This is a genomic window from Leucobacter shiyiweii, assembly GCF_052446065.1.
Classification (GTDB): Bacteria; Actinomycetota; Actinomycetes; order Actinomycetales; family Microbacteriaceae; genus Leucobacter.
This window is the reverse complement of sequence record NZ_CM127080.1, coordinates 389,986-413,745: the sequence shown is the minus strand read 5'-3', so window position 1 is coordinate 413,745 and position 23,760 is coordinate 389,986. Positions and strand designations below refer to the sequence as shown.

Here is a 23,760-nt window from a genome sequence, read left to right as displayed (position 1 = left end):
CTCCCTCGTGCGTGCGGCCCCGGCAAGCTCGTCGGGTAGTACCGCGTGCACTTCATCGAAGCGGAAGACGACGGCGGGAGACGGCGGAACGATCGACCTGTGGAGAACTCGTGGGGGTTCTCCCGCGTCCCGTCATCTGTGAGCGACAAACAGTGACACAGCAGAGAGGGGGCGTTGCCACCGGCAGCGCCCCCTCGATCCACTGGGGAAAAGAGATGTGTCTAGACCAAGAAGAGCCCCGGCACGTCGGCGAGCGCGACCTTCTCTTTGGTGCCGGCGGCGCGATCCCACACCTCGGCGAACCCGTCGGTCGCGTCGCGGCCCACCACGACCACGCGCGGCACGCCAATGAGCTCTGCATCGCCGAACTTCACGCCCGGTGATACCTTCGGGCGGTCGTCAAACAGCACCTCCACACCGGACGCATCGAGGGTACCGGCAAGCGACTCGGCGATCTCGATGATCGCAGGATCTTTGCCGGTCGCGACGAGATGCACGTCGAACGGGGCGATCGCACGCGGCCAGATCAACCCGCGATCGTCGTTGTGCAACTCGGCAAGAATCGCCATGATGCGGGTGACACCGATACCGTACGATCCCATCGTCACGGTCACCAATTTGCCGTTCTCATCGAGCACTTTGAGCCCGAGTGCCTCGGCATACTTGCGACCGAGCTGGAACACGTGGCCGATCTCCATGCCACGCGCAGTCTCGATCGGGCCGGACCCATCGGGGGCCGGGTCGCCGTCGCGCACCGACGCGATGTCAATCACCCCGTCGGCCTCAAAGTCGCGCCCAGCGACCAGGTAGGCGACATGCTTCTCGTGTTCGTTCGCGCCGGTCACCCATGAGGTGCCAGCGACCACGCGCGGGTCGACCAGGTATCGCACACCAGTGGATCCCTCCTCGCCCAGCACCGGTTTGCCTGCGGCGCCCGGGCCAATGTACCCCTTCACGAGTAGCGGATGCTTCGCGAAATCCGCGGCATTCGCGGGCTCGACCTCGGCCCCGCCAAAGGCGGCCTCGGCCCGCTTCAGGTCGGCATCACGATCGCCCGGAATGCCCACGACGACCACCTCACGTGTGCCGTCGGCAGCGGTGAGCGCAAGCACCACGTTCTTCAACGTGTCCGCAGCTTCCCAAGCCCGACCATCCTCGCGCGGCAACACCGCGTTGGTGTGCGCCACCAGCGTCTCGATCGTGGGGGTGGCTGGCGAGTCGTACACGACGGCTAGAGGCTGCCCCTCGATCGGCAACGGATCAGGCGTCGGCGTCACATACGCTTCGACGTTCGCCGCGTACCCGCCAGCTGAGCGCACAAACGTGTCTTCGCCGATCGCGGTCGGCAGAAGGAATTCCTCGCTCTTGGAGCCGCCCATGGCACCCGCATCGGCAGAGACGATGACGTATTCGAGCCCGAGCCGCGTGAAGATGCGCTCGTATGCGTCTCGCTGCGCCTGGTAGCTCGCCTCGAGCCCCGCATCGCTGACATCGAAGGAGTAGGCATCTTTCATCGTGAACTCGCGCCCGCGCAGCAGGCCGGCGCGCGGGCGGGCCTCGTCGCGGTACTTATCCTGAATCTGGTAGAGCGACAGCGGCAGGTCTTTGTAAGACGAAACGATGTCTTTCACCATCAGCGTGAAGACTTCTTCGTGCGTCGGCGCGAGCAGGTAATCGGCGCCGTGCCGATCCTGCAACCGGAACAATCCGTCGCCGTATTCCTCCCACCGCCCAGTTGCCTCATAGGGTTCGCGTGGCAGTAGCGCCGGGAAGTGCACCTCGTGCGCCCCGGCGGCGGCCATCTCGTCGCGCACGATCTGCTCAAGCTTCGCTTTCACGCGCAGCCCGAGCGGCAGCCAGGCGAACACGCCAGGGGCCTGGCGGCGGATGTACCCAGCCCGAACGAGAAGCCGATGACTCGTCACCTCGGCATCTGCCGGGTCTTCGCGGAGCGTCTTGAGGAAGTAGTTCGAAAGGCGTGTAAGCACGGGATCTATCGTAGCCGCCGCCCGAGCTACCAGAGCCCATCACGCTGTCGCAGTGGATCGCCACCCGGCTGGCTCGGCGATCCACAGCGGCGCACCAGCGAGCCCGTTCGAATCCACCAGGCTGGCTCCCTAGTCTAGGAGTCGTGCCCGCCCACCCGTTCGTCTCCCCCCGATTCCAGCGCGCCAGCACGCTTGTCGCGGTTCTCGCAGTTCTCGCAGTGCTCACGCTCGCGGCAGTGCTGCGCTTTTGGGCGCTCGGGCGCCCCGGCTCGCTTGTCTTCGACGAGCTCTACTACGTGCGCGACGCGGTGAGCCAGCTAGCACATGGGTTTCCCACCACCTGGCCTGACGATGACCCCGCATTCGGCGGCGAGCGCGCCCGCGCCTTCAGCGACCAGGCGAGCACGATCGCACATCCGCCCCTCGGAAAGTGGTTGATAGGTCTAGGGGTTCTCCTATTTGGCGCTGACTCCGGGTGGGGGTGGCGATCCGCCATCGCAGTCGCCGGGGTAGCGACGGTGGGCGTCACCATGCGCCTCGGCTGGCTGATGACCCGCAACCTGTGGATCGCTTGCGTCGCCGGCTTCCTCCTCGCGATCGATGGCGTGCACGTGGTGCTCACCCGGGTGGCGCTGCTCGACGGCTTCTTGGCCCTGTTCGTTGTGCTCGGCGCTCTCTTCGTGTGGCGGGATGTGTGTGGTCCCGCGAGCCAGCAGTTGGCCCAGCGCATTGCCTGGCGCAGGCCCTGGCTGCTGGCGGCAGGCCTCACCTTCGGCGCGGCGGCCGCAGTCAAGTGGTCGGGCCTCTATCCGTTGGCCGCCTTTCTGGTGTTTATTGTTGTCGTCGACGTGTGGCGCCGGTTCCGCAGTGGCCAGCCGCACAGCCTCGCACGCGCAGCACTGCAGGCCCTCGTCACTGCGGCAGTCGCGCTTCCCGCTGCAGCGCTCGCGTACCTCGCCAGTTGGTGGGGGTGGATCGCCTCACCCACCGCGCAGAACCGTGAACCGGGCGAGCCCTGGTGGGTGTCGCTCGCCCAGTGGCACGGGGAGGCCCTGGCCTGGCACTCCACACTCACAGCCCCGCACCCGTATCAATCACATCCGCTGACCTGGCCGCTTGGACTGCGGCCCACCGCCATGTACGAGGTGAACTGGGTGCAGAGAGATGGCTGCCCATGGCCAGACGGTTGTGTCGCGGCGATCTCTCCGCTTCCGAATCTGCTGGTGACGTGGGGTGGGGTCGCGGCATTGTTGCTCCTCGCGTGGGTGCTCATTCGCAACGTGTGGATCAGGGCTCGCCGTCCGCGCGTCTCCGGCATTGCAGCAACGGGGTCGGACGCGACCTCCTGGCCTGACACCGGTCCCCTGCTCGCAGCATCGGCGTTCCTGTTGGTTGGCTACCTCTCGGGGTGGCTGCCCTGGATACTCACTCTGTCGCGCTCGGCAGTGTTTCAGTTCTACGCGGTGGTGCTCACCCCGTTCGCTGCGCTCGCGCTGGCGCTCGTGCTGGGCGCGCTCTGGAGCCGGTACCGCCCTGGGTGTGCGGGCCTGATGGCGCTCGCAGGGATCCGCCTCGACGAATCGCAGGAGGGGTTGCAGGGTCGGCGGATCTCGGTCGCAATCTTTCTCATCGTCGCGCTCGTGGTGTCGTTACTTTTCTTCCCCGCTTGGTCGGGCATGCCTACGGCCGACTGGTTCTGGCGCGCCCACCTCTGGTTGCCGGGTTGGGACTAGCGTGCGGACCTCGCCAGCCTCCGGGGCTTCAGGCTTCAGGCTTCAGGCTTCGGGCTTCGGGCTTCGGGCTTCGGGCTTCGCAGACCTACAGCAGGCGCCGCGCGAGCGCCCAGGCGGTGAGCTCGTGCCGGTTTGAGAGCTGTAGTTTGCGCAGCACATTCGACACATGAGTCTCGACGGTCTTAACCGAGAGGAAGAGCTCGGCGGCGACTTCCTTGTAGGTGTAGCCGCGGGCGATCATGCGCATGACCTCCTGCTCGCGCGCAGACAGACGGTCAAGCTCGTCATCTGCCGCTGCGATCTCGCCAAGCCCCGCACCGAACGCATCGAGAACGAAGCCCGCGAGACGCGGCGAAAACACGGCGTCGCCGCCGTGCACACGCAGCACCGCTGCGGTCACCTCCGCCCCCGATGCCGCTTTCGTGAGGTAGCCGCGTGCTCCTGAACGGATCACGCTCACCACGTCATCAGCTGCGTCTGAAACGCTCAGCGCCAAGTACCTAGTGCCCTGCAGCTCGGGCACACCGGCGAGCTTTCGTAGCACTTCCGCACCGCCCCCACCGGCCCCTCCCGGCAGGTGCACATCAAGCAGCACGACGTCGGGACGCGCTACCGGAATGAGCGCAATTGCTTCATCAACCGTGGCCGCTTCGGCTACGACTTCGAGCTGAGGCCCGAGTTCCGCACGCAGCCCGGTGCGAAAAATCTGGTGGTCATCGACAATGACGACGCGGATTGCGACGGAATGGGGAGTGACCTCGGGCACGGAGGCGTGATCCGCCTGGGAACCCGACCCCGCGGTCTGCTGTTGGTTCATCGGGGGCTCTGTTCTGTCGTGGATGTGCCCTGCGCGATAGCCGCGTCGAGGGGGATGAAAAGTCGCACTGAGGTGCCGGTGCCGCCGGGCCCGGAAACGACGCGAGCGGATCCTCCCGCGCGTTCCATTCGCCCAAGAATTGACTCTCGCACCCCCATTCGACCATCTGGGAGCGTCGTAATATCTACCCCCGGGCCCCGATCGGTTACGTCGATCGACACAGATTTGGGGCCCACCTCAATGAACACCGTCACATCGCCGCCCGCATGCCTGGCCGCATTCAGCATCGCCTCACGCGCAGCCGAGACGATCGCCTCGGGCACCCGGACATTCCCGCTGGCACCCACCGCGACAATCTCGAATCGCACCGCCCACTCATGTTCGAGGGCTGCTGCATGGCTGCGAAGCTCCGCATCGACGGCCTCCCCCGCGTTCTGCGGGGCACCATCGGCTCCGCGAAAGAGCCACTCGCGTAGCTCGCGTTCCTGACCGCGGGCGAGGCGAGCCACCTCGCTGCCCGGATCTGACCGCTGCTGGATCAGTGCCAGCGTCTGCAGCACGGAATCGTGGAGGTGCGCGGCAATCTCAGCTCGCTCTGCCTCGCGCGCGCGACCCGCTCGTTCCGCCATGAGTTCGCTGTTCAGACGGAGAAGCCACGGGGCCAACGAAAGTGCTACCCCAGCGAGCACCGCAAATGCCGCGAAAATCACCGTGAACACACTCGGTTCACGCGCCGTAATGAAGAACATCAACACGCCCACTGCCACCAAAGCCAGTGCCCCGAGTACTCGTGGCACCGAGTACCGTTCGGGCCGGTCGCGGTCGGCAATTTGCCACCAGGCGAGACCGACTCCGACGAGCACCACGATCGCGGGAAGCAAGAGTTCAAGTGGTAAGCGGACCCCGAGCTGTGCAAGCACGAGCCCCACCCCGGCAAAGAGCAGGCCCGCGCCGAGGAGAAGTTCGGCGACCGGCCAGTGCCTCCGCGGAGATGCCTGCTGCGCTAAGACTCCGGGATCCTCCGCTAACTCAAAGTGGGTGGCCGCGGAAGGGGCGCTAGTGGCGGACGGGACGGTAGTAGCGGCGGTGGCACCCGCTGTCGTCGTCGCACCGCTTCCCATGACTCCAGCGGGCCGAGTCAGTGCCCGGCGCATCGGCTCGACACCGGAGTCTTCGTCCCACGGGATGAAGATCCACAACCACACATAAAACAACGCCCCGGCGCCGCCAAAGAGCGCGAACACCACCATGGCGATGCGCACCCAAGCCACCGGCAACCCGAGGTGCGCGGCGAGCCCGGCACACACGCCTGCGACCAGACGCTCGACGCGTCGACGTCTCAGGGGGATTTCTGACATGCCCCCATCCAAGCACTCGCGGGCGCCATTCACACCACTCAGGGTCGAGGTTCGGGGTAGAGGTTCAGGGGCGAGTCAGGGGTGTCCCCCATGGCACGATCGAACAGATGGGTTCAGACTCGAAGCATGAACGAGACGACTCCCCCCGCCGGGGATCCCCCCGCCGCAGGTTCCACTGACCCAACCGGCGCCACAAGCCCAACCGGCTCGACAGAAGCGACCGGCGCCACAGGATCCGCCGGCACCGCCGGCACCGCCGGCCCAACTGGCCCGACCGGACCGACGCCTGGCGCGCAGCAACCTCAGGCACCCGCGACGGGCGACGGATTCTTCCGCTGGCTTCGCAACCTCGGCATTGTGCGCAGCACGAGCGAGCGCTGGTTCGCGGGCGTCGCAGGCGGTATCGCTGCGAGAGCCGGTATCGATCCGCTCATCGTGCGCGGAATCTTCGTTGTGCTCGCCATCCTCGGCGGCCCGGGGCTGCTGCTGTACCTCGCTGGATGGTTGCTGCTTCCAGACCCGAGCGGCAAGATCCACCTCGAAGAGCTCTTTCGCGGTCGCGCACAGACCGGTGTGATCGTGGCCGCGGTACTCATCGGTGCGCTCATCGTGCTGCCCCTCGCGATCGGCATGCTCTCGGCGCTCTTCGGTGGCCCGGCTAACTGGGCGATGTGGGACCTCTTCGGAGTACCAGACTGGGTGCAGGTCACGCTGTCGGTCGTGTGGTGGGCGGTGCTGCTGCCAGCGGGCATCATTTGGCTCATCGTGTGGATCAGCCGAGGCGGTCTCCGCCGCGCTGGCTCCGCACACAGTGGTGCGGGTGCGGGGGCGGGCGCGGGGGCACCTACCGACGCGGGCCCTGGACCCACCGCCGCCTGGGCTCAGTCTTCCCAAAGCGCTTCTCACAACGCCGCGGATTGGAGCCAGAAGGTCGGTGAAGATGCCGCCGCGTGGGGGCAGAAGGCGGCAGAAGACGCCGCGCAATGGGGTCGAAAGGTAGGCGAAGACACGAGCGCCTGGGCCGAAAGAGAGCGTCTCCGCTACGAAGCCCGCAAGCTGGGTGCTGGCCACGTCTTGGTGACTCTCGCGCTCGCTCTGCTGGCGGCAGGTGGAGTCGCTGCGTGGGCGCTCAGCGCTGGGGAAGAGGGTCGTTTCGTATACACGACGGCGCTCGTCGCGGCCGTCGCGGTCTGCGCGCTCTCGATGATCGTTGCGGGGGTGCGTGGCCGCAGTAGCGGATGGGTGGGCTTTGCGGCCCTCATCGGAGCGATCGCCCTCGTCTTCACTCCCTACACCTCGATCATGCCCGACGATGTCACGTTCCGCCCCATCGGAACGGTCAATCTTCAGGTCGGCCAAGATACGCCCGACGAATCCGGGCTGGCCGTGTTCACGGGAAATGCGACGCTTGATCTCACCGCACTCGATGCGCGCGACGCCGGGCGAACGATTGATGTCTGGATGTTCGCCGGAAACGTCGACGTCGAATTACCCGAGGATCATCCCACCCGGGTGACCGTCCACCTGCTGGCGGGCAACACCAGCGAGACCTCCACCGATGACCAAACCCGCACCACACGCGGCCCGTTTCAGGCTCGAGTCACCGGCGTAAATCTCGACGGAGCATCGCCGTCTGACATCACCGAAGTCCAGGTGCGCATGCTCGCTGGAAACGTCGACATAGAAGGCACCGATTCCCGCCAGGGCATCGCATTCGAGAGCGAGGAAGCACGATGAATACCCAGCCATTTGAGCCGAGCGGCGAGCCGGCGGTCACGCCGACCGTTGTACCGACCGCGGAAAAGACCCGGCCACGCACCGGACCGATCGTATGGGGTGCCCTCTTCCTCGTCTTCTGCGCATACGTCGTGCAGCGAGAGTTGGCGCCAGCTTCGGTTGACACCGCAGTGTGGATCGCTTTCACCGTCATCGGGCTCGGCGTGCTTCTACTCGCCGTCGGCATAGCCGTGGTGATCCGCAGCGCGAACTCCCGCTAACACCGCGCCTGCACAGGCTGCTCCGGACTACTCGTTGGCGTTAATCCAGCGCAGTGGTACCTCGATCGCCACCCGAGTGCCCCCGCCCTCGTGCGCACCCCAGGTAATTGATCCACCGAGCTCGCCTTCGACGAGGGTGCGCACGATCTGGGTGCCCAGTCCATCGCCAACGGTGCCACCGGGAAGCCCCGTGCCGGTGTCGATCACCTCGACCGACAGCCTGCTGTCGCTGCGCTCGGCGGTGACGATAACCTCGCCCTCGCGGCCAGCAAGCCCGTGTTCCACGGCGTTCGTGACGATCTCGGTGAGAGCGAGAGAGAGCGGTGTCGCGTAACTCGAGGGCAGTTCACCGAAGCGGCCCACCTTGCTTGGATGCACAGTGGTGTTATGCAGACTGGCCACCTCGGCTGCCAGGCTGATCACGCGATCAAAGACTAGATCGAAGTCGACAATCTGGGAGAACCCGGTCGACAGCGTGTCGTGCACGACCGCGATGGCCGCGACCCGGCGCATCGCCTGACCCAGCACCTGCTTCGCTTCCTCGCTGCGGGCCCGGCGCGCCTGCACGCGCAGCAGCGATGCAACGGTCTGAAGGTTGTTTTTCACCCGATGGTGGATCTCGCGAATTGTCGCATCCTTGGTGATAAGTTCCTGCTCCTGATGCCGCAGGTCGGTAACGTCGCGGGTGAGCACGATGCCGCCAATGCGCTGCTCGTCGCGGATCACGGGAATCGATCGCAGGGTGACGGTGCGGCCGTTTACCTCAATATCGGCGCGCTTGGCAACCTTGCCTTGGGTGATCAGCGGCAGGGACTCGTTCGTGTCTGACTGACCGTGCACCAGACTCGCCACGTCTTCGGCGAAGTTCTCGCCCTCGAGCTCGTCACGGTGGCCCAAGAGCGCAAAGGTGGTCTGCGTATTCGGGCTCGCAAAGGTGACGATGCCTTGAGTATTCACGCGCACGAGACCGTCGGACGCGCGCGGGGCACCGCGCTCACGACCGCGAGTTGAGCCGGGCGAGGGAAACAGCCCCTGCTGGATCATGACGAACAGGTCGGACGCGACCTCACGGAACGCTTTGCCAATGCGCGAATCGCTCTGCATGTCAGAAGCGCTGGTGTGCACCGTGACGACCGCGAACGGCTCGGTCTGGAAACCGGCGGGCGTGGTGATCACGCCGGTGTCGGTGTTACGCGCGGTGGGACTGCCTCCGCTGTCGTCGCGTCGGCTCACGGAGAACGCCCACAGCTTCATCGCGTTTTCCTCGACCCAGATCGGGGCACGTGAGTTCGAGGGCTGCCGAGTGTGCATCGCCTCGTCGACAACCTCCCGCCAGTCGGGACGCAGCACGTCACCGATGACATCGCGGTAGAACAGCGTGATGGAACCGGCCGGCCGACTGTGCGCAGCCGCTATGTAGTTGCCGTCAGCGGTGGGTACCCACAGCACCACGTCGCCGAGCGAAAGGTCGGCGAGCAGGGGGAAATCGGTGGCCATGAGTTCGAGCCACTGAATCTCTTCCTCGCCCAGGGTCGAATACTTGGTCGCAAGGTTGCGCAGCGTAGACATGGTTTGAGTTTACTGAGGCGCCGGTGGATCCAGAGCACTCGGGCACTGGGCGTAATCGCTCATTGACAGTGCCAAGCGGTGAGCGATTACTGTGGGCTTTCTCGGAATACCTCCGAGTCGACGCTGAAGCCAGGGGAAACAGGGGGCTGAGCGCCGCGAGAATCGTCTTCGAACGGAGCCTGCAATGCCCCCTGCCTCCCCTGCAATAGCCGTACCACCGCGCGTGCAACCCCCGCACCTTGTTCTCGTTCAACCACTGTCGCGCCCGCAGACAATTGCATCTCCCGAGCGGGTGTCCGAGGCTGAGCGGACGTTGCGCGAGCTTCCCGGCCCCGACCCGCGGATGATTGCGGCGATCGCGGTGCACATATTTGAGGCGCTCGAAGGCTCCCGAGGTCTCGCGCAGCTGGGCAACGCCGTCACGTGGAAGCTCGCCGTGCATCTCGGTCAGGTGCGCGCCGCGCGCCAAGAGCGCCGACACCTCTTCAAGGACGAGCGCCACTCAGCACCACGGCCCAAGCGCGTAGTGCTGTGCAGACCTACACCGCACGCGGTCGAAGCCTCGGTGGTGCTCGAAACGAACCGGCGCACCCACGCGGTCGCTCTGCGATTCGAGTGGGTGACCGACCGCTGGCGGGCAACCGAAGCTACGGTTCTGTAGTGACTACGGTGCTGCAGTGCGCTCGGCGCGTAGCTTCGAGATCTCGTACAGCGAGACGCTCACCGCGATGCCCGCATTCAGCGACTCGGTAGCCGCGTTGATCGGGATCGATACGACCGCGTCGCAGGTCTCCGTGACAAGGCGCGAGAGACCCTTCCCCTCGCTGCCGACCACGATGACGAGCGGGCGATCCGCCAATTCGAGACCCGGTAACGACACATCTCCATCACCGTCAAGTCCGAGCACAAACACGCCCTGTTCCTTCAGCGCCTTCAGCGTCGACGTGAGGTTTGCGGCCATCGCGACGGGGACGCGCGCGGCGGCACCGGCCGAGGTCTTCCACGCGGCGGAGTTGAGCCCGACCGAGCGGCGCTGGGGCACGATCACACCCTGCCCACCGAACGCAGCGACGGAACGGATAATCGCCCCGAGGTTGCGCGGGTCGGTGATGCCATCAAGGGCGACCAGCAGTGGCGTCTCGCCCCGATCCACCGCTGTCTCAAGCAGATCGATCGGATGTGCGTACTCGTACGCGGGCACCTTCAGCGCCACGCCCTGATGCACGGTATCGCGTGAGGTCATCCGGTCGAGCTCTGGACGCATAATCTCGAGCACGGGCACACCACGACCCACGGCGATGCCGAGGATCTCGCGCATGCGGTCGTCCATCTCAACCTTGGCTGCGACGTACAGGGCGGTTGCGGGAATTTTGGTGCGCAGCGCCTCGAGCACCGAGTTGCGTCCGGTCACCAACTCGGTATCGTCAGTGGGCTTGCGCGTGCCGCGCTGTGGACGATCGGGCTTCGCGCCGCGACGCGGATCCTTGCCACCGGCTGCGACGTACCGGTCTTTCGCGGCCTTCGCCTTACCGGCGGGGTGATACGGACGATCTTCGGCCTTCGGCGTCGGGCCGCGGCCTTCAAGCGCCTGACGGCCCTGTCCGCCTGAGCCGACGGCTTTGCCTCGGCTCTTCTTGCGTACTGCGCCAGGGCGCGATTTCTTCATGTTCATGCGAGACTCCAGCGGGTTCCGTTCGGGCTATCTTCCAGGGCGACCCCCGCCTGCTGCAAACGATCGCGAATCGCGTCGCTCGTGGCGAAGTCCTTGCGGGCGCGCGCCTCTCGGCGCTCTTCGATCAGGGCGGTGACCAGGGTGTCGAGCGCTGCGGCTTCCGCACCACCCGCGACTCCTCCCGAGGCAGCCCAGTGTTCGTCGCGTGGGTCAAGGCCCAGCACGTCGAGCATGGCGACCACCTCGGTCGCGCGGGCCAGGGCCAACCCTGCGTCACCCGCGTCTATCGCGGTGTTCCCTGCGCGCACGGCCCCGTGAAGGGACGCGAGCGCCTGCGGCACCCCGAAGTCGTCAAGCATAGCCGCAATGAAGTCCTCGGGCAGCATCTCACTCGTCGCGGTACCCGCAAGCGGCATAAGCCGCACGTGATGGGCCACGCCGACACTGTTGCCCGAGCCCTCGGTTAAGAACGTCTCGACGCGCTCCAAGAAGCTCTCAATGCGCTCGAACGCGGCGGCCGCCTCGGCGAGAGAGTCGGCAGAATACTCGAGCACCGAGCGGTAGTGGGCTGAGCCCAAAAAGTAGCGCAGCACCACCGGACGCGCGGCCCTCAGCAGGTCGTGCGCGAAGAGTGAGTTGCCGAGGGACTTCGACATTTTCTTGCCGCCGGTGTTGACGAGGCCGTTGTGAATCCAGTGCCGCGCGAAGGCGTGCCCTGCCGCCGAAGACTGCGCCAACTCGTTTTCGTGGTGCGGGAAGCGAAGATCGAGCCCGCCGCCGTGAATATCGAATTCCTCGCCCAGGTACCTCGTCGCCATGGCTGAGCACTCAATATGCCAACCCGGCCGGCCAAGCCCCCACGGTGAGGGCCAGGCTGCACTCATGGGCTCGTGCGTGCGGTGCGCCTTCCACAGCGCAAAGTCGCGCGGGTCGCGCTTGCCCACCGGTTCCGAATCGGTAGCGTCTTCCATCTGCTCACGGCGCTGCCTGGTGAGATCGCCATAGTCGGGCCAGCTGCCCGTGTCGAAGTACACGCTCGCCGAGCCGTCTTCTGCTTGGTACGCGTGCCCTCGCTCGATGAGTCTCTCAATCAGGGCGATCATCTCAGCAATGTTCGCGGTCGCGCGCGGCTCGTAGGTGGGGGGGAGCACCCCGATCGCGTTGTAGGCCGCGGTGAAATCGCGCTCGACCCGGTATGCCAGCGCCCACCACTCTTCGTCACCCCCAGCAAGCTGGGCCTCGCGTGCGTTGTCAAGAATCTTGTCGTCAATGTCGGTGACGTTGCGGATCAGCGTGACGTGCTGCCCGGTCGCCGTCAACCAGCGGCGCATTTGGTCGTACACAAGCGCGCTTCGCAGGTGCCCGATGTGTGGCGCCGACTGCACCGTCGGCCCGCACACGTACATCGAGACCTCCCCCGACACTCGCGGTGCGAGGTCAACGACGTCCTGTTTTCGCGAGTCGTAGATGCGCTGGTTCACGCTGTAAGCCTAGGGCAACGACAGGCCCCGGGCGCGGTGACCCGGGGCCGCGAGATCCACAATGGACATCTCGGAAAGAGATTTAGAGCAGCGCGCCGCGCAGGAAGTAGTTGACCTGTCGGCTGATGTTCACCGCGTGATCGCCGAAGCGCTCGTGGTAACGACTCGCGAGGGTCGCGTCGACGACACCCGTCGTGTCGGTATTGACCCTGTCGCTCAGCACCTTCTCGAAGACCTTGGCGTGCAATTCGTCGATCGCATCATCAATGTCGCGGATGTCGTCAATGAACGCGGGATCCTGGGTGCGCAGCAGTTCGACAAGCTTGTGAGCGATCTTCACGTCGTTCTCGCCCATGCGCGCGAACGTCTTGCGCAGACCCTGCGGAATCGCGCTCTCGGGGTAGCGGTAGCGAGCGAGCTGGGCGATGTGCTCGGCGAGGTCGCCCATTCGCTCGAGTGACGAGCCCATGCGCAGTGCGCCCACCATCAGGCGGAGGTCACCGGCGACCGGCTGCTGTCGGGCAAGGATGTCAATCGTGAGTTCGTCGAGTTCGGTGGCCATCTGCTCGACGCGCTCGGTGTTCTCGATCACCAGCTCGGCAAGCGACACATCACTCGTGCGGAAAGACGTGGTGGCCTGCTGAATCGCAATCTCTACGAGTTCGGCGATCTGCACCAGGCGGCTCTGCACCTCGGCCAGCTCCTGCTGAAATACTTCACGCATGTCGAACGGTTTCCTTCCGGTTTCAAAATGGTGAGTCGTTTCCTTGTGGATCGCTGCCCCAGCCGTCAAATGACACCCGCCGCGTGCACGCCACAAGCGACGCACTGCCTCCATAGTCTCACTTGCACGGGTGAACAGTCACCTCCCGGGAGGTAAACAGGACCTGAACGAGCGAGGGTGATGATGACGCTCGGGCATACGATGGGGGCATGACCCCGACCGCCATCGTGCTGGCCTCCGTGGCGCTCGGCGTTCTCGCCGGGGCGCTCGCCACCTGGGTAATCCTCAGTGCGCGAGCAGCGGGCAGGCGGCGAGCGCAGGCGATGCGACCGGAGCTTCCCGAGGTCGCGGTTGAGATCCTCAACTCGGTCGACAGTTTTGCCGTGATTCTCGATGCGTCTCTCTCAGTGGTGTACGCCAATCCCGTGGCGCGAGAGGATGCGCGAGTGACCGGTGAGGAGCTGCGGGACCCGGACTTCTTACACCGAGCACGACGGGTCATGACCACCGGGGTGCCAGACACGCGCTTGCCAGACCCCGAAGACCCGAGTGATACCGTTCGGGTGCTCATCGTGCGGCTACAGGAGCGGTTTCTTGCAGTCTTCGCGTTCGACCTCGGCGAAGAGCAGCGGGTCAACGCCATGCGCCGAGACTTCATCGCCAACGTGAGCCACGAGCTCAAAACCCCGATCGCCGCGATTGGCTTACTCTCCGAGGCGGTGCTCGAGGGTGCCGACGAACCCGACATCGTGCGCAACTTTGCGAGGCGTCTGATTAAGGAATCCCGCCGCCTCGGAGATTTGTCACGCGACATCATCCAGCTCTCTGAGGCTCAATCGACGCTGCGGCCAGAGGATCGGGAGGAGGTCTCTCTACGTGCCGTCGTGCGCACCGAGGTTGAGGCGCATCGCGATTTCGCTTCGCAACACGGGGTGTCGCTGGTACTCACCGATATCGGCGACGCGAGTGGCGACCTGGTAACTCTTGGTCGCCCAGCATCGATAGGCACCGTGCTAGCAAACCTGTTGAGTAACGCGATCCGCCATTCGCCGGAGGGCGGGCGAGTCGGCATCGGGATCGAAGCGACGAAGCGCACGTGCACGATCACGGTCACCGATCAGGGCGAAGGGATCCCGCCCGAACACCTGCCCCGTATTTTCGAGCGCTTCTATCGGGTCGACGCCGCGCGCAGCCGCGAGGGCGGCGGTACGGGCCTCGGGCTTTCAATCGCTCGACACACCATGCGTGCCCACGGCGGAGATATCGACGTCTGGTCCCAACCGGGGGTCGGCGCGAGTTTTATTCTCACCTTCCCGGTCGTTGACCGCGGCGGAACCGACAAGAAGTCGAAACGCAAGCGGAGACCGGCAGAACCCACGGCTTCGAACGAATATCGCGGCCCGCGCCCTGCGGCCGCCGACACAGCACCTTCACTTATCGAGAGGGCGAATTAATTGAGTAAGCGCATCCTGCTGGTAGAAGACGAGGCCTCGATCTCCGAGCCGCTCGCGTTTCTCCTGGAACGCGAGGGCTACCACGTACAGGTCGTGGCGGACGGCACCGACGCGGTGCGGGTGTTTCCTGGTTCGGACGCCGACCTGGTGTTGCTCGACCTCATGCTTCCTGGGCTTCCCGGCACCGAGGTGTGCCGGTCGATCCGCGCCCGCTCGCGTGTGCCGATCATCATGCTCACCGCGAAGGACAGCGAGATCGACATTGTGGTGGGGCTCGAACTGGGCGCCGACGACTACATCACGAAGCCCTACTCCACCCGGGAGCTGCTCGCCCGAGTGCGCGCTGCCCTCCGACGCGGTGAGAACGAGAGCGATGACCCGGAAGAGGAATACTACGAGGAGGGCGTTCTCGAGGAGCAGGGGGTGCGCCTCGACACCGAGCGTCACACCGTAACCGTGCGAGGCGAGGAAATCTCGATGCCGCTGCGTGAGTTCGAGCTGCTCGAACTCCTCATGCGCCATTCGGGTCGCGTACTCACCCGGGGGCAGCTCATCGACCGGGTCTGGGGCAGCGACTACTATGGCGACACCAAAACGCTTGACGTGCACGTGAAGCGAATCCGCTCGCGGATCGAAGAAGAACCGAAGGAACCGAAGCTCGTGACGACCGTGCGCGGCGTAGGCTACCGATTCGCGTAACGCTCGGGGCGGGAGCCAATCACGCTCCCGCCAACGACAGACGAAGGGCCCTGGGGATCACCCCGGGGCCCTTCGTCTTACTCAGCGTGCGTGGCCTTATTCGGCCGCACCCTCTGCGCCGGTGTCGGTGTTGTTCGCATCGACAGACTCGGTCGAAAGCTCTTCCTCCTCGGCGACATCGGAGGGTGAGATCACGAACGACCGGTACTCAAGCAGCGTGCCATCAAGCACGGGAACCTCACGCTCAACGTCTGCGCCGCCCGGCACCTGCAGGAATGCACTGACGGTGTCGCCGGCTGCCAGATCAGGAATCGACACGAGCACGGGTGCGACGTCGCCCTCGGGATCACCGAAGATCGTGCTGCCCGGATCGATGGTGAAGTCGGCGGAGGCTTCGGTCGATCCACCCTTGCCTACGAAGGTGATTCGCAACTCAAGTGGTGTGGTGCCAGTGTTCACGCCCGTGAACACGACGTTAAAGTTCTCGCTCTCCTCATCGGCGATGAGCAAGAGATTGCGCACCTCGACGCCGGCAACCGAGACGTCGATCCCGTCGCTCGGAGCGTAGGGCTCGGTCGTCGCCTGCGGCACAGCGAAGCCGCATCCGGTAGCTCCGAGAGTGATGGCCGCCGCAAGAGCGATGGAAGATGCGATCCGACGAGTCTTCAAGGTGTGTGTCCTCCGGACGGTGGGCGACGCACATGGCATCGCAAACTGCGCTGACGGTTTGAAATCATACTATCGCGCCCATGGCCATGGCTGCAGCTAAGGCTGCCCTCAGTGTCGGCGAGTGGTGTGGTAAACTGGGAGTTGGACTGATATAAGGAGCCAACTCGATGCAATTTGAGGTCGGAGAGACCGTCGTCTACCCCCACCACGGCGCAGCCAAGATCATCGAGGTGAAGAAGCGGAAGATTGGCGGCGAGGAAAAGCTTTTCCTCAAGCTACAGGTCAACCAAGGCGACCTCACCATCGAGGTTCCCGCCGAGAACTGCGACCTGGTTGGAGTACGCGACGTCATTGATCAAGACGGACTTGAGCGGGTGTTCGAGGTGCTTCGTGCACCGTTTACCGAAGAGCCGACCAACTGGTCACGTCGCTACAAGGCTAACCTCGAGAAACTCGCTTCCGGCGATGTAATCAAGGTCTCCGAGGTCGTGCGCGACCTGTGGCGTCGTGATCAAGAAGTGCGCTCGCTCTCCGCCGGCGAGAAGCGCATGCTCGCAAAGGCCCGCCAGATCCTCGTATCTGAGCTCGCCCTCGCTGAAAAGACTGACGAAGAGCAGGCATCAAAGGTGCTCGACGAGGTGCTCGCTTCCTAGCGGGCTACCCGGGCCATGCGCGCTGACACCTCTGGGGCTGCCAACACGTCTCGGTCCTCGAACATGCCTGTGGCTGGCGACACTGCCCTGCATCACGTCGCAGAGCTCGGAGTCATCCTGGTGGCTGCGGGCCGCGGCGAACGACTGGGTGCATCCGAGCCGAAGGCCTTCGTCGAGCTGGGCGGCGCTTCACTTCTTACCCACGGCATCCGCACGGTCACGTCGCTCCCCCACCCGGGTCAGCTCGTGCTCGTCGTTCCCGACGGGCATGCGGGCGAAGCGCTTGCTCTTGCCGATGAACTCGTTCCCGAGGGCTTGCTCTGGCAGGTCTCTGTGGTGCCCGGTGGTCGAGAGAGGCACGAGTCGGTGCGCTTCGGCCTCGATGCACTGCACGACACCATCCGCACAGTGCTGGTCCACGACGCAGCGCGGCCGCTCACCCCGGCTTCGGTCTTTGAGCGCGTGCTCAACCGTGTGCATCAGACCGGCGAGGCGGTGGTACCGGGCGTTCCCGTGGCCGACACGCTCAAGCAGATCGATGCAAACGGAACGGTCGTTTCCACGGTGGATCGCGCCTCGCTCATTGCAGTGCAAACGCCGCAGGGTTTCACTCTCGAAGGGCTCGCGGCGGCACACGAATCCGCGCAGGCGCGCGCCACAGTTTCCGATGTAGCCGGGGCTCCCACTGACGACGCCGAGGTGGTGCAGCGCTTCGGGGGAACCGTTCACACCGTCGCCGGTGATCCGCTCGCACACAAGGTCACTACTCAGGCCGACCTCGTAATGCTGGAGGGCACCTTGCTGCATGCGGAAGCGAACGGGTTCGCACCACGTTCGGGACGACATTCGGCCACGCCGCAGGGCCGTGCGGCGAAATGATTCGCGTCGGCACCGGCGTGGATGTGCACGCCTACGATCCCGCCGCCCCACTTCGACTCGCCGGGCTCGACTGGCCAGGTGAGCCTGGACTATCCGGGCACAGCGACGGCGACGTGGTCTGTCACGCGGTGGTCGATGCGCTGCTCGGTGCGGCCGGGCTTGGCGATATCGGTGAGCTCGTCGGCGTGGATCAGCCTCACACTGCAGGGGCTGCGAGCACCGGCTTTGTGACGCTTGCGCTCGCCCGCCTGTCAGAGGCCGGGTGGCGTCCCGTTAACGTCTCGATCCAGATTGTGGGGCAGCGCCCGAAATTCGCACCTCGCCGCGCGGAAGCGCAGATCCGCATGACCGAATTGGTAGGTGCCCCGGTGAGTCTGAGCGCCACGACCACCGACGGGCTCGGGTTCACGGGTCGCGGAGAGGGGCTCGCGGCGATCGCGACGGCCCTCATCGAGCGCAGCCTTACCCGCTAGCGCAGCCCCACGCTGCCGCGCAGCGCATTGGCCTGCCCGCCTCGAGCATCCACGCGCCTGCTTCTTCCTGCCGAGAAGAATGGCCCTATCGCGCGCCACGAGCTCGGCGTAATGTGAAAGCGTGGAGGGGAGCTCGCATGAGCGACGGCATCACCCGGCGGCAGGCCCTGACGATTGGCGCGGTCGGCGCGGGGGTGCTCGCAATCGGAGCTACCGGCCTGGTACTTTCTCTGCAGACACCGAGGCCAGCCTCCAACACTGAGCGGTCACCTGAGACCCCGGCACCGGAAACTCCTGCAGAGGCCACAGTGGGAGGCTGGGCCGAGCCAGAGGTCCTCTCGGCGAGGGACGGTCTGCTCGAGTTCGACCTCAGGGTAACCGCGACCGAGGTCGTGGTAGCGGGATCCACCGTGCGCATGCTCACTTACAACGGCACCGTGCCCGGGCCAACCCTGCACCTACATCCGGGCGACCGCCTTCGCGTGCACCTCATCAACGATCTCGATGAGGTCACCAACCTGCACACCCACGGGCTCCACGTCTCTGCGGAGGGCAACAGCGACAATCCTTTCGTACATATTGCGCCGGGGAACAGCTTCGACTACGAGATCGACATTCCCGATGACCACCCTACGGGCATCAACTGGTACCACCCCCACCATCACGGCCTTGCTGCAGACCAAGTGTTCGGCGGCATGTACGGCGCCATTGTGGTCGATACCGACGACTGGTCTGATGGTGGATCTCCCCGCGTGGTGCTCGTCTCTGACACCACTTTCGTCGGGGGTGGCGTCGTCGCGGTCAACCAAGCGCAGCGCATGATGGGACGCACAGGCGAGACGCTGCTCACGAATGGTCAAGTTGCCCCTGAACTGAGAGGCCTGACGGGATCCGCTCAGCGACTCTTGCTCATCAACGCGTGTGCGAGCCGTTATCTTGACCTGAGTTTCGCCGGATTCGACGCGACGCTTCAAGGCACCGACTCGATGCCGCTCGCCGAGCCGCGGAGCGTCGACCGCGTGCTGCTCGCGCCAGGCAATCGCGCCGACGTCACCGTCACGATCCCGGCCGCGGCGACCGAGCTCGTCGCCGCGTCGTTTGATCGCGGCCGGATGGGGATGGGGATGATGGGCGGCCAGAGCACTGCGGGCGCGGATGCCGTGGTGCTCACGGCGCTGCCTGATGCCGCGATCTCGGCGCCGCGCATACGCCAGAACGACACCGTCGCGCATCCCGATCTCCGCACCCGCGAGCCGAACGGTGTGCGAACCATCACAATGTCGATGGGGATGGGCGGTGGCGGTGGCGGCGGGATGCAGTTTGTTCTCGACGGCAGGGAATACAGCCACGACCGCGTTGACCAGACGGTGCAGCTGGGAACGATGGAAGAGTGGACCATTGTCAACGACTCCCCGATGGCCCACCCGTTTCACCTACATATCTGGCCGATGCAGGTGATTCGTGAGAGCGGGTCCGAGACCAGCGGGATCGACCTGCGCGACGTGGTGCATGTACCAGAATTCAGCTCGGTGACGGTTCGCATCAACTTTGATCGATTCCCCGGTCGCACCGTCTACCATTGCCACATTCTCGATCACGAGGATCTCGGCATGATGGGCATCATCGAAGCCTCGTGAAGTCGCGCCTCAGCGCAGATGCCCGGGCGCAAGCATGCAAAAGGGCGGGGTGCGTACGCACCCCGCCCTCGATCCACTAGCGAGCTAGTGAGAGCAAACTAGACGAGCTTTGCGACTGCGCCAGCCTCGGTGAGCTTCGCGAGTGCCTCTTCGGCTGCGTCCTTCTTGAGGGCCTCGAGAACGTTCTTCGGAGCTTCCTCAACGAGAGCCTTGGCTTCGCCCAGGCCCAGGCCGGTGAGCTCGCGCACAACCTTGATGACCTGGATCTTCTTGTCGCCGGCAGCCTCGAGCAGCACGTCGAACTCGTCCTTCTCCTCGACAGCCTCAGCGGCAGCAGCGGGAGCAGCAGCAACTGCAACCGGAGCAGCAGCCGACACGTCGAAGGTCTCTTCGAATGCCTTGACGAACTCTGAGAGCTCGATGAGGGTGAGCTCCTTGAACTGCTCGAGCAGCTCTTCAGTTGAAAGCTTTGCCATGATGTATCTCCTTGATGTGTGCCTGTCACGCTGCGCGCGACGAGCGGGTCTTATGGGGGTGAACCGAAACGGTTCTTACGCGTCCTGCTTCTCCTGCAGCGCACCGAAACCGCGAGCGGCCTTGGCGGGCAGAGCGTTGAACAGCTGTGCGGCACCGATCAGCGACGCCTGCATGACGCCGGCAGCCTTAGCCAACAGCACCTCGCGGCTCTCAAGATCGGCGAGCTTGCCAACCTCAGCAGCAGAAAGGGGCTTGCCATCAAAGTAGCCGCCCTTCACCACCAGATGAGGGTGTGCCTTAGCGAAGTCACGCAGAGACTTAGCGACCGCGACGGCGTCACCGTGCACGAAAGCGAGCGCCGAAGGACCGGTCAGCTCGTCGTCGAATGCGGTGATGCCGGCGTTGTTCGCGGCAATCTTGGTCAGCGTGTTCTTCGCCACGGCGTACGTCGCGTGCTCACGGATACCGCCGCGCAATTCGCGCAGTTCAGCAACCGTCAGACCGCGGTACTCAGTCAGCAGTACGGCGGCCGACTCTTCAAAGTTCTTCTGAAGGTCGGCGAGCCTAGCATCCTTCGTAGCCATGGCGCTCCTTAGCTTGTGTGTCCCCGCGAAGCGGATGCTTCCCGGGGGCCGTACCACCCGTCACAATAAAAAAAGCTCCGGTGCGCATGCACGGAGCTTTGCGGGCGGATCGAGATCCACACTCAAATTTTCGTACCTGCGCAGGTCTTCGCTTTTGCGATTGTTCCAGAACTCTTGCGAGTTTCTACCGGCGGTCTTGGGCCAACGATGAGCTTACCACAGGTCGTGGGCCGGTCGCACGGAAAGGCTTCGCAGGGGAGGCGTCTCGGCGCGAGCGGTGGCGCTCGTCGGTCGCGCGGATCTGGCGCACATGCCACGCACGCAGCAACTCGACGAGGATAATGCCAACGCCAACGATGATCAGCACGGCGAACCCGAGCGGCTCGGGAAGCCAGCCGATCTCGAAGAACTGCCGTGATATCGGGATCGCCCAGACGATTGCGAGCCCCGCGTACATAGCCAACACGATAAGTATCCGGAACCAGTGGAACGGGCGCGAGAGCACCGCGAGCACCCACAGCGCGATGCCGGCGAGCGTCAGGGTGGAGGCCGATTGCATCTCACTGACGGTGAACGGGCCGAAGCGCTCCCCCACGAGGTAAACCGAGATGAGCCCGGCTGTGACGATGAGCCCCGACGGGACCGCGAAGAGCAGCGACCGGCGCAGGAAGCCCTCACGATAGCGACTCGCGTTTGGCATGATCGCGAGGAAGAAGGCAGGGATGCCAATGGTGAGACCGTCGGTGATCGAAAGTTGGCGGGGCAGGAACGGGAACGCCCAAGCGAGGAGGCCGAAAATCACGCCCACCGAAAGCGCGTAGGTGGTCTTCGTCAGGAAGAGCATCGAGACGCGCTCGATATTGGCGATGACGCGTCGCCCCTCGGCGACCACGCCGGGCAGCCGCTCGAATCGCCCGTCGAGCAACACCAGCCTCGAAACCGCTTTCGTCGCCTGCGCCGCACTGTCGACGGCGATGCCGAGATCCGCCTCCTTGATCGCCAACGCGTCATTCACCCCGTCGCCGGTCATGGCGACTACGTGACCTCTCGCCTGTAACGCCCGCACGAGCGATACCTTCTGCTCAGGGGTGACCCGACCATAGACATGCTCACGCTCGAGCACCTCGCCGAGTTCGACCTCGTCTGTGGGCAGGGCACGCGCGTCAAACCCGCCGTTACAGTCGATGCCCACTTCCCGCGCGACCGCGGCGACCGTGCGCGGGTCGTCACCCGAAATGATGCGGATCCCCACCCCCTGCTCGGCGAAATAGTTAATGGTCTGTGCGGCGTCGGGGCGCACCCTCTCGCGGAAAGTGATGAGGGCCACCGGTGCGAGCTTCGCTGGCAGTGTGGGAGTCTCGTCGGGAGCCTCGGTCGCCGGCGAGTGCGCGAGCACGAGGGTGCGGAGACCAGCGGCGGCGCACTCGCCAGCCCGGGTGAGCGTCTGCACGATGAGCGGATCAGCCCCGGCGCCCTCAATCGAGACGACGCCGCCGGCTTCTGCACTCACTCCGCTAAAAACAAACTCTGGTGCGCCAAAGATCCAGGTGCCCGACGCCTCACCTGCGGGCACCACCAGGCCGCTCCACTTCCACGCAGATCCAAACGGGATCTCGTGCGCCACCTCGAGCGGCCGACCCCCGGGCTCAAAACGTTCGGCAAGGCAGCGGGCCGTCGAGTTCGCGTCGGAGGCACAGCCGAGGTGTGCGAGTACCCTCTCCCAGCCGGGGGTTTCAGTGATAGATTCCACACCGTCGAGTGTCATCTCCCCGGTGGTGATCGTACCGGTCTTGTCGAGGCACAACACATCGACGCGGGCAAGACCCTCAACTGCTGCTAGCTCCTGAATGAGTACGTTTCGGCGCGCGAGCGTCACCGCGCCAACCGCGAACGCGATGCTTGTGACGAGCACGAGACCGAGCGGCACCATAGCAATCACCGCGGCGACCGCACCCACCACCGCCTCGCGCCAGGCCCCGCTCGCAATTGCCGTCTCCCAACCGCCATGGGACTGCATCTGACCGTTCGCCACGATGAGCACCACTGGGCCGAGTGCCCAGGTGATCCACTTCAGCAACCGATCAACGCTGCTGCGCAGCTCCGAACGCACCATTGAGAAGCGTTGCGCCTGCGCGGTCAGGCTCGCGGCGTACGAGTCGGCCCCGACGCGCACCACTTCGGCGAGCCCAGATCCACCCACCACGCTCGAACCCGAGAGTACCTCTTCGCCGATGCGGCGCGGAACCGAGTGGGATTCGCCGGTGAGCAGCGACTCATCGAGCTCGAGTGCTCCGGGGCCGTTTTCCGCGGTGTGGATCACGCGCGCGTCGGCCGTCACCTGGTCGCCCGCGCGCAACACGAGCGCATCGCCCAGAACCACCTGCTCGAGCGGAATATCAGTCTCGGCTCCATCGCGCAGCACTCGCGCCGTCGGGGCGTTGAGCACGGCCAAGCGATCGAGGGTGCGCTTCGCCTGGAACTCCTGCACGACCCCGATCAGCGTGTTGAACAGGGCGGGCAAGCCGAACAGTGCGTCTTGCCAGCGTCCAAGCGCAAGGAGCGTCGCAAAGCCCGTAAAAACGATCGCGTTGAAGAGGGTAAAGACATTCGCCGCGAGGATCTCGCGCAGGGTGCGGCTGCTGGAGTTTGGTGCCGCGTTGCCGAGGCCCTCGCGCAGTCGATGTTCGGCCTCATCGCGCGTGAGCCCCAGGTCGGCCAAATCCATAGCAGCAGACTATTGCAGATGGGTGCTTTCGCACAGAGCGCAGAAGGGTGAACGTCTCTCCAGACCAGTCGGCACCGCGGGCACGCTCACACCGATGGCCCCCGCATGTAGCCCGCCACCCCACGCTGCGCTCTGTGGGCTGCCGACACAGTCGGCACCGCGGGCACGCTC

At 65.0% G+C, this 23,760-nt stretch carries 21 protein-coding genes; 10 read left to right on the top strand and 11 right to left on the bottom strand.

The genetic code is table 11. From position 1 onward, the window contains the following. Window positions 1–221: 221 nt before the first annotated feature. Window positions 222–1,988 carry a proline--tRNA ligase gene (locus ACTNFJ_RS01980; protein WP_435907285.1) on the bottom strand — a complete coding sequence of 589 codons (1,767 nt, stop codon included), beginning with the start codon at window positions 1,986–1,988 and terminating at the stop codon, window positions 222–224. 143 nt (window positions 1,989–2,131) lie between these two features. Here ACTNFJ_RS01980 and ACTNFJ_RS01975 point away from each other — a divergent pair, with 143 nt between their 5' ends. Further along, complete coding sequence (locus tag ACTNFJ_RS01975) at window positions 2,132–3,721, top strand: phospholipid carrier-dependent glycosyltransferase (RefSeq protein ID WP_435907284.1); 1,590 nt, start codon at window positions 2,132–2,134, stop codon at window positions 3,719–3,721. 85 nt (window positions 3,722–3,806) lie between these two features. Here the strand turns inward: ACTNFJ_RS01975 and ACTNFJ_RS01970 are convergent, their stop codons facing one another. Together ACTNFJ_RS01970 and ACTNFJ_RS01965 are read right to left on the bottom strand one after the other, a co-directional pair. Then, on the bottom strand, window positions 3,807–4,538 hold the full coding sequence (locus ACTNFJ_RS01970; protein WP_435907283.1) for a LuxR C-terminal-related transcriptional regulator: 732 nt from the start codon (window positions 4,536–4,538) through the stop codon (window positions 3,807–3,809). Continuing rightward, a complete protein-coding gene (locus ACTNFJ_RS01965) occupies window positions 4,535–5,896 on the bottom strand; it encodes an ATP-binding protein (RefSeq protein WP_435907282.1) in 1,362 nt (453 codons plus the stop codon). The genes ACTNFJ_RS01970 and ACTNFJ_RS01965 overlap by 4 nt, the downstream gene beginning before the upstream one ends. Before the next feature lie 126 nt (window positions 5,897–6,022). Between ACTNFJ_RS01965 and ACTNFJ_RS01960 the strand changes: the two genes are divergently transcribed. Both ACTNFJ_RS01960 and ACTNFJ_RS01955 read left to right on the top strand, forming a co-directional pair. Then, window positions 6,023–7,633: a PspC domain-containing protein gene (locus tag ACTNFJ_RS01960; protein ID WP_435907281.1), complete on the top strand. Its 1,611-nt coding sequence runs from the start codon at window positions 6,023–6,025 to the stop codon at window positions 7,631–7,633. Next, on the top strand, window positions 7,630–7,893 hold the full coding sequence (locus ACTNFJ_RS01955) for a hypothetical protein (RefSeq protein ID WP_435907280.1): 264 nt from the start codon (window positions 7,630–7,632) through the stop codon (window positions 7,891–7,893). The genes ACTNFJ_RS01960 and ACTNFJ_RS01955 overlap by 4 nt, the downstream gene beginning before the upstream one ends. Before the next feature lie 27 nt (window positions 7,894–7,920). On the opposite strand, the gene ACTNFJ_RS01950 is transcribed toward ACTNFJ_RS01955, so the two are convergent. Beyond that, a complete protein-coding gene (locus ACTNFJ_RS01950) occupies window positions 7,921–9,462 on the bottom strand; it encodes a sensor histidine kinase (protein WP_435907279.1) in 1,542 nt (513 codons plus the stop codon). A gap of 184 nt (window positions 9,463–9,646) precedes the next feature. Between ACTNFJ_RS01950 and ACTNFJ_RS01945 the strand changes: the two genes are divergently transcribed. Next, complete coding sequence (locus ACTNFJ_RS01945; protein ID WP_435907278.1) at window positions 9,647–10,123, top strand: Rv3235 family protein; 477 nt, start codon at window positions 9,647–9,649, stop codon at window positions 10,121–10,123. A gap of 3 nt (window positions 10,124–10,126) precedes the next feature. Here ACTNFJ_RS01945 and rlmB read toward each other — a convergent pair whose 3' ends face one another. The 3 genes from rlmB to phoU form a co-directional block, all read right to left on the bottom strand. Continuing rightward, window positions 10,127–11,134, bottom strand: coding sequence for a 23S rRNA (guanosine(2251)-2'-O)-methyltransferase RlmB (rlmB, locus tag ACTNFJ_RS01940; RefSeq protein ID WP_435907277.1), 1,008 nt, complete (start codon window positions 11,132–11,134; stop codon window positions 10,127–10,129). Continuing rightward, window positions 11,131–12,615, bottom strand: coding sequence for a cysteine--tRNA ligase (cysS, locus tag ACTNFJ_RS01935; protein ID WP_435907276.1), 1,485 nt, complete (start codon window positions 12,613–12,615; stop codon window positions 11,131–11,133). The genes rlmB and cysS overlap by 4 nt, the downstream gene beginning before the upstream one ends. A gap of 82 nt (window positions 12,616–12,697) precedes the next feature. Beyond that, on the bottom strand, window positions 12,698–13,339 hold the full coding sequence (gene phoU, locus ACTNFJ_RS01930; protein WP_435907275.1) for a phosphate signaling complex protein PhoU: 642 nt from the start codon (window positions 13,337–13,339) through the stop codon (window positions 12,698–12,700). 209 nt (window positions 13,340–13,548) lie between these two features. On the opposite strand from phoU, the gene ACTNFJ_RS01925 reads away from it, so the two are divergent. Then, the gene (locus ACTNFJ_RS01925; protein ID WP_435907274.1) at window positions 13,549–14,793 is read left to right on the top strand and encodes a sensor histidine kinase; all 1,245 of its coding nucleotides are present in this window, start codon (window positions 13,549–13,551) and stop codon (window positions 14,791–14,793) included. Continuing rightward, window positions 14,794–15,492, top strand: a complete 699-nt coding sequence (locus tag ACTNFJ_RS01920; protein ID WP_435907273.1) for a winged helix-turn-helix domain-containing protein — start codon at window positions 14,794–14,796, stop codon at window positions 15,490–15,492. Window positions 15,493–15,588: 96 nt separating this feature from the next. Here ACTNFJ_RS01920 and ACTNFJ_RS01915 read toward each other — a convergent pair whose 3' ends face one another. Beyond that, complete coding sequence (locus ACTNFJ_RS01915) at window positions 15,589–16,161, bottom strand: DNA modification methylase (protein WP_435907272.1); 573 nt, start codon at window positions 16,159–16,161, stop codon at window positions 15,589–15,591. A 167-nt stretch (window positions 16,162–16,328) separates the two neighbouring features. Here ACTNFJ_RS01915 and ACTNFJ_RS01910 point away from each other — a divergent pair, with 167 nt between their 5' ends. From ACTNFJ_RS01910 to ACTNFJ_RS01895, 4 genes are all read left to right on the top strand, one after another. Next, the gene (locus ACTNFJ_RS01910; RefSeq protein WP_435907271.1) at window positions 16,329–16,814 is read left to right on the top strand and encodes a CarD family transcriptional regulator; all 486 of its coding nucleotides are present in this window, start codon (window positions 16,329–16,331) and stop codon (window positions 16,812–16,814) included. A 63-nt stretch (window positions 16,815–16,877) separates the two neighbouring features. After that, the gene (gene ispD / locus ACTNFJ_RS01905; RefSeq protein ID WP_435907346.1) at window positions 16,878–17,693 is read left to right on the top strand and encodes a 2-C-methyl-D-erythritol 4-phosphate cytidylyltransferase; all 816 of its coding nucleotides are present in this window, start codon (window positions 16,878–16,880) and stop codon (window positions 17,691–17,693) included. Beyond that, complete coding sequence (gene ispF, locus ACTNFJ_RS01900) at window positions 17,690–18,166, top strand: 2-C-methyl-D-erythritol 2,4-cyclodiphosphate synthase (protein WP_435907270.1); 477 nt, start codon at window positions 17,690–17,692, stop codon at window positions 18,164–18,166. Before ispD ends, ispF begins: the two co-directional genes overlap by 4 nt. Window positions 18,167–18,303: 137 nt before the next feature. After that, a complete protein-coding gene (locus ACTNFJ_RS01895; RefSeq protein ID WP_435907269.1) occupies window positions 18,304–19,803 on the top strand; it encodes a multicopper oxidase family protein in 1,500 nt (499 codons plus the stop codon). A 98-nt stretch (window positions 19,804–19,901) separates the two neighbouring features. Here ACTNFJ_RS01895 and rplL read toward each other — a convergent pair whose 3' ends face one another. From rplL to ACTNFJ_RS01880, 3 genes are all read right to left on the bottom strand, one after another. Next, window positions 19,902–20,279 (bottom strand): 50S ribosomal protein L7/L12, encoded by a 378-nt coding sequence (gene rplL, locus ACTNFJ_RS01890; protein WP_433646108.1) that lies wholly within the window; start codon window positions 20,277–20,279, stop codon window positions 19,902–19,904. Window positions 20,280–20,354: 75 nt separating this feature from the next. Beyond that, a complete protein-coding gene (rplJ, locus tag ACTNFJ_RS01885; protein ID WP_435907268.1) occupies window positions 20,355–20,864 on the bottom strand; it encodes a 50S ribosomal protein L10 in 510 nt (169 codons plus the stop codon). Window positions 20,865–21,048: 184 nt separating this feature from the next. Further along, a complete protein-coding gene (locus tag ACTNFJ_RS01880) occupies window positions 21,049–23,589 on the bottom strand; it encodes an HAD-IC family P-type ATPase (protein ID WP_435907267.1) in 2,541 nt (846 codons plus the stop codon). Window positions 23,590–23,760: the final 171 nt, after the last annotated feature.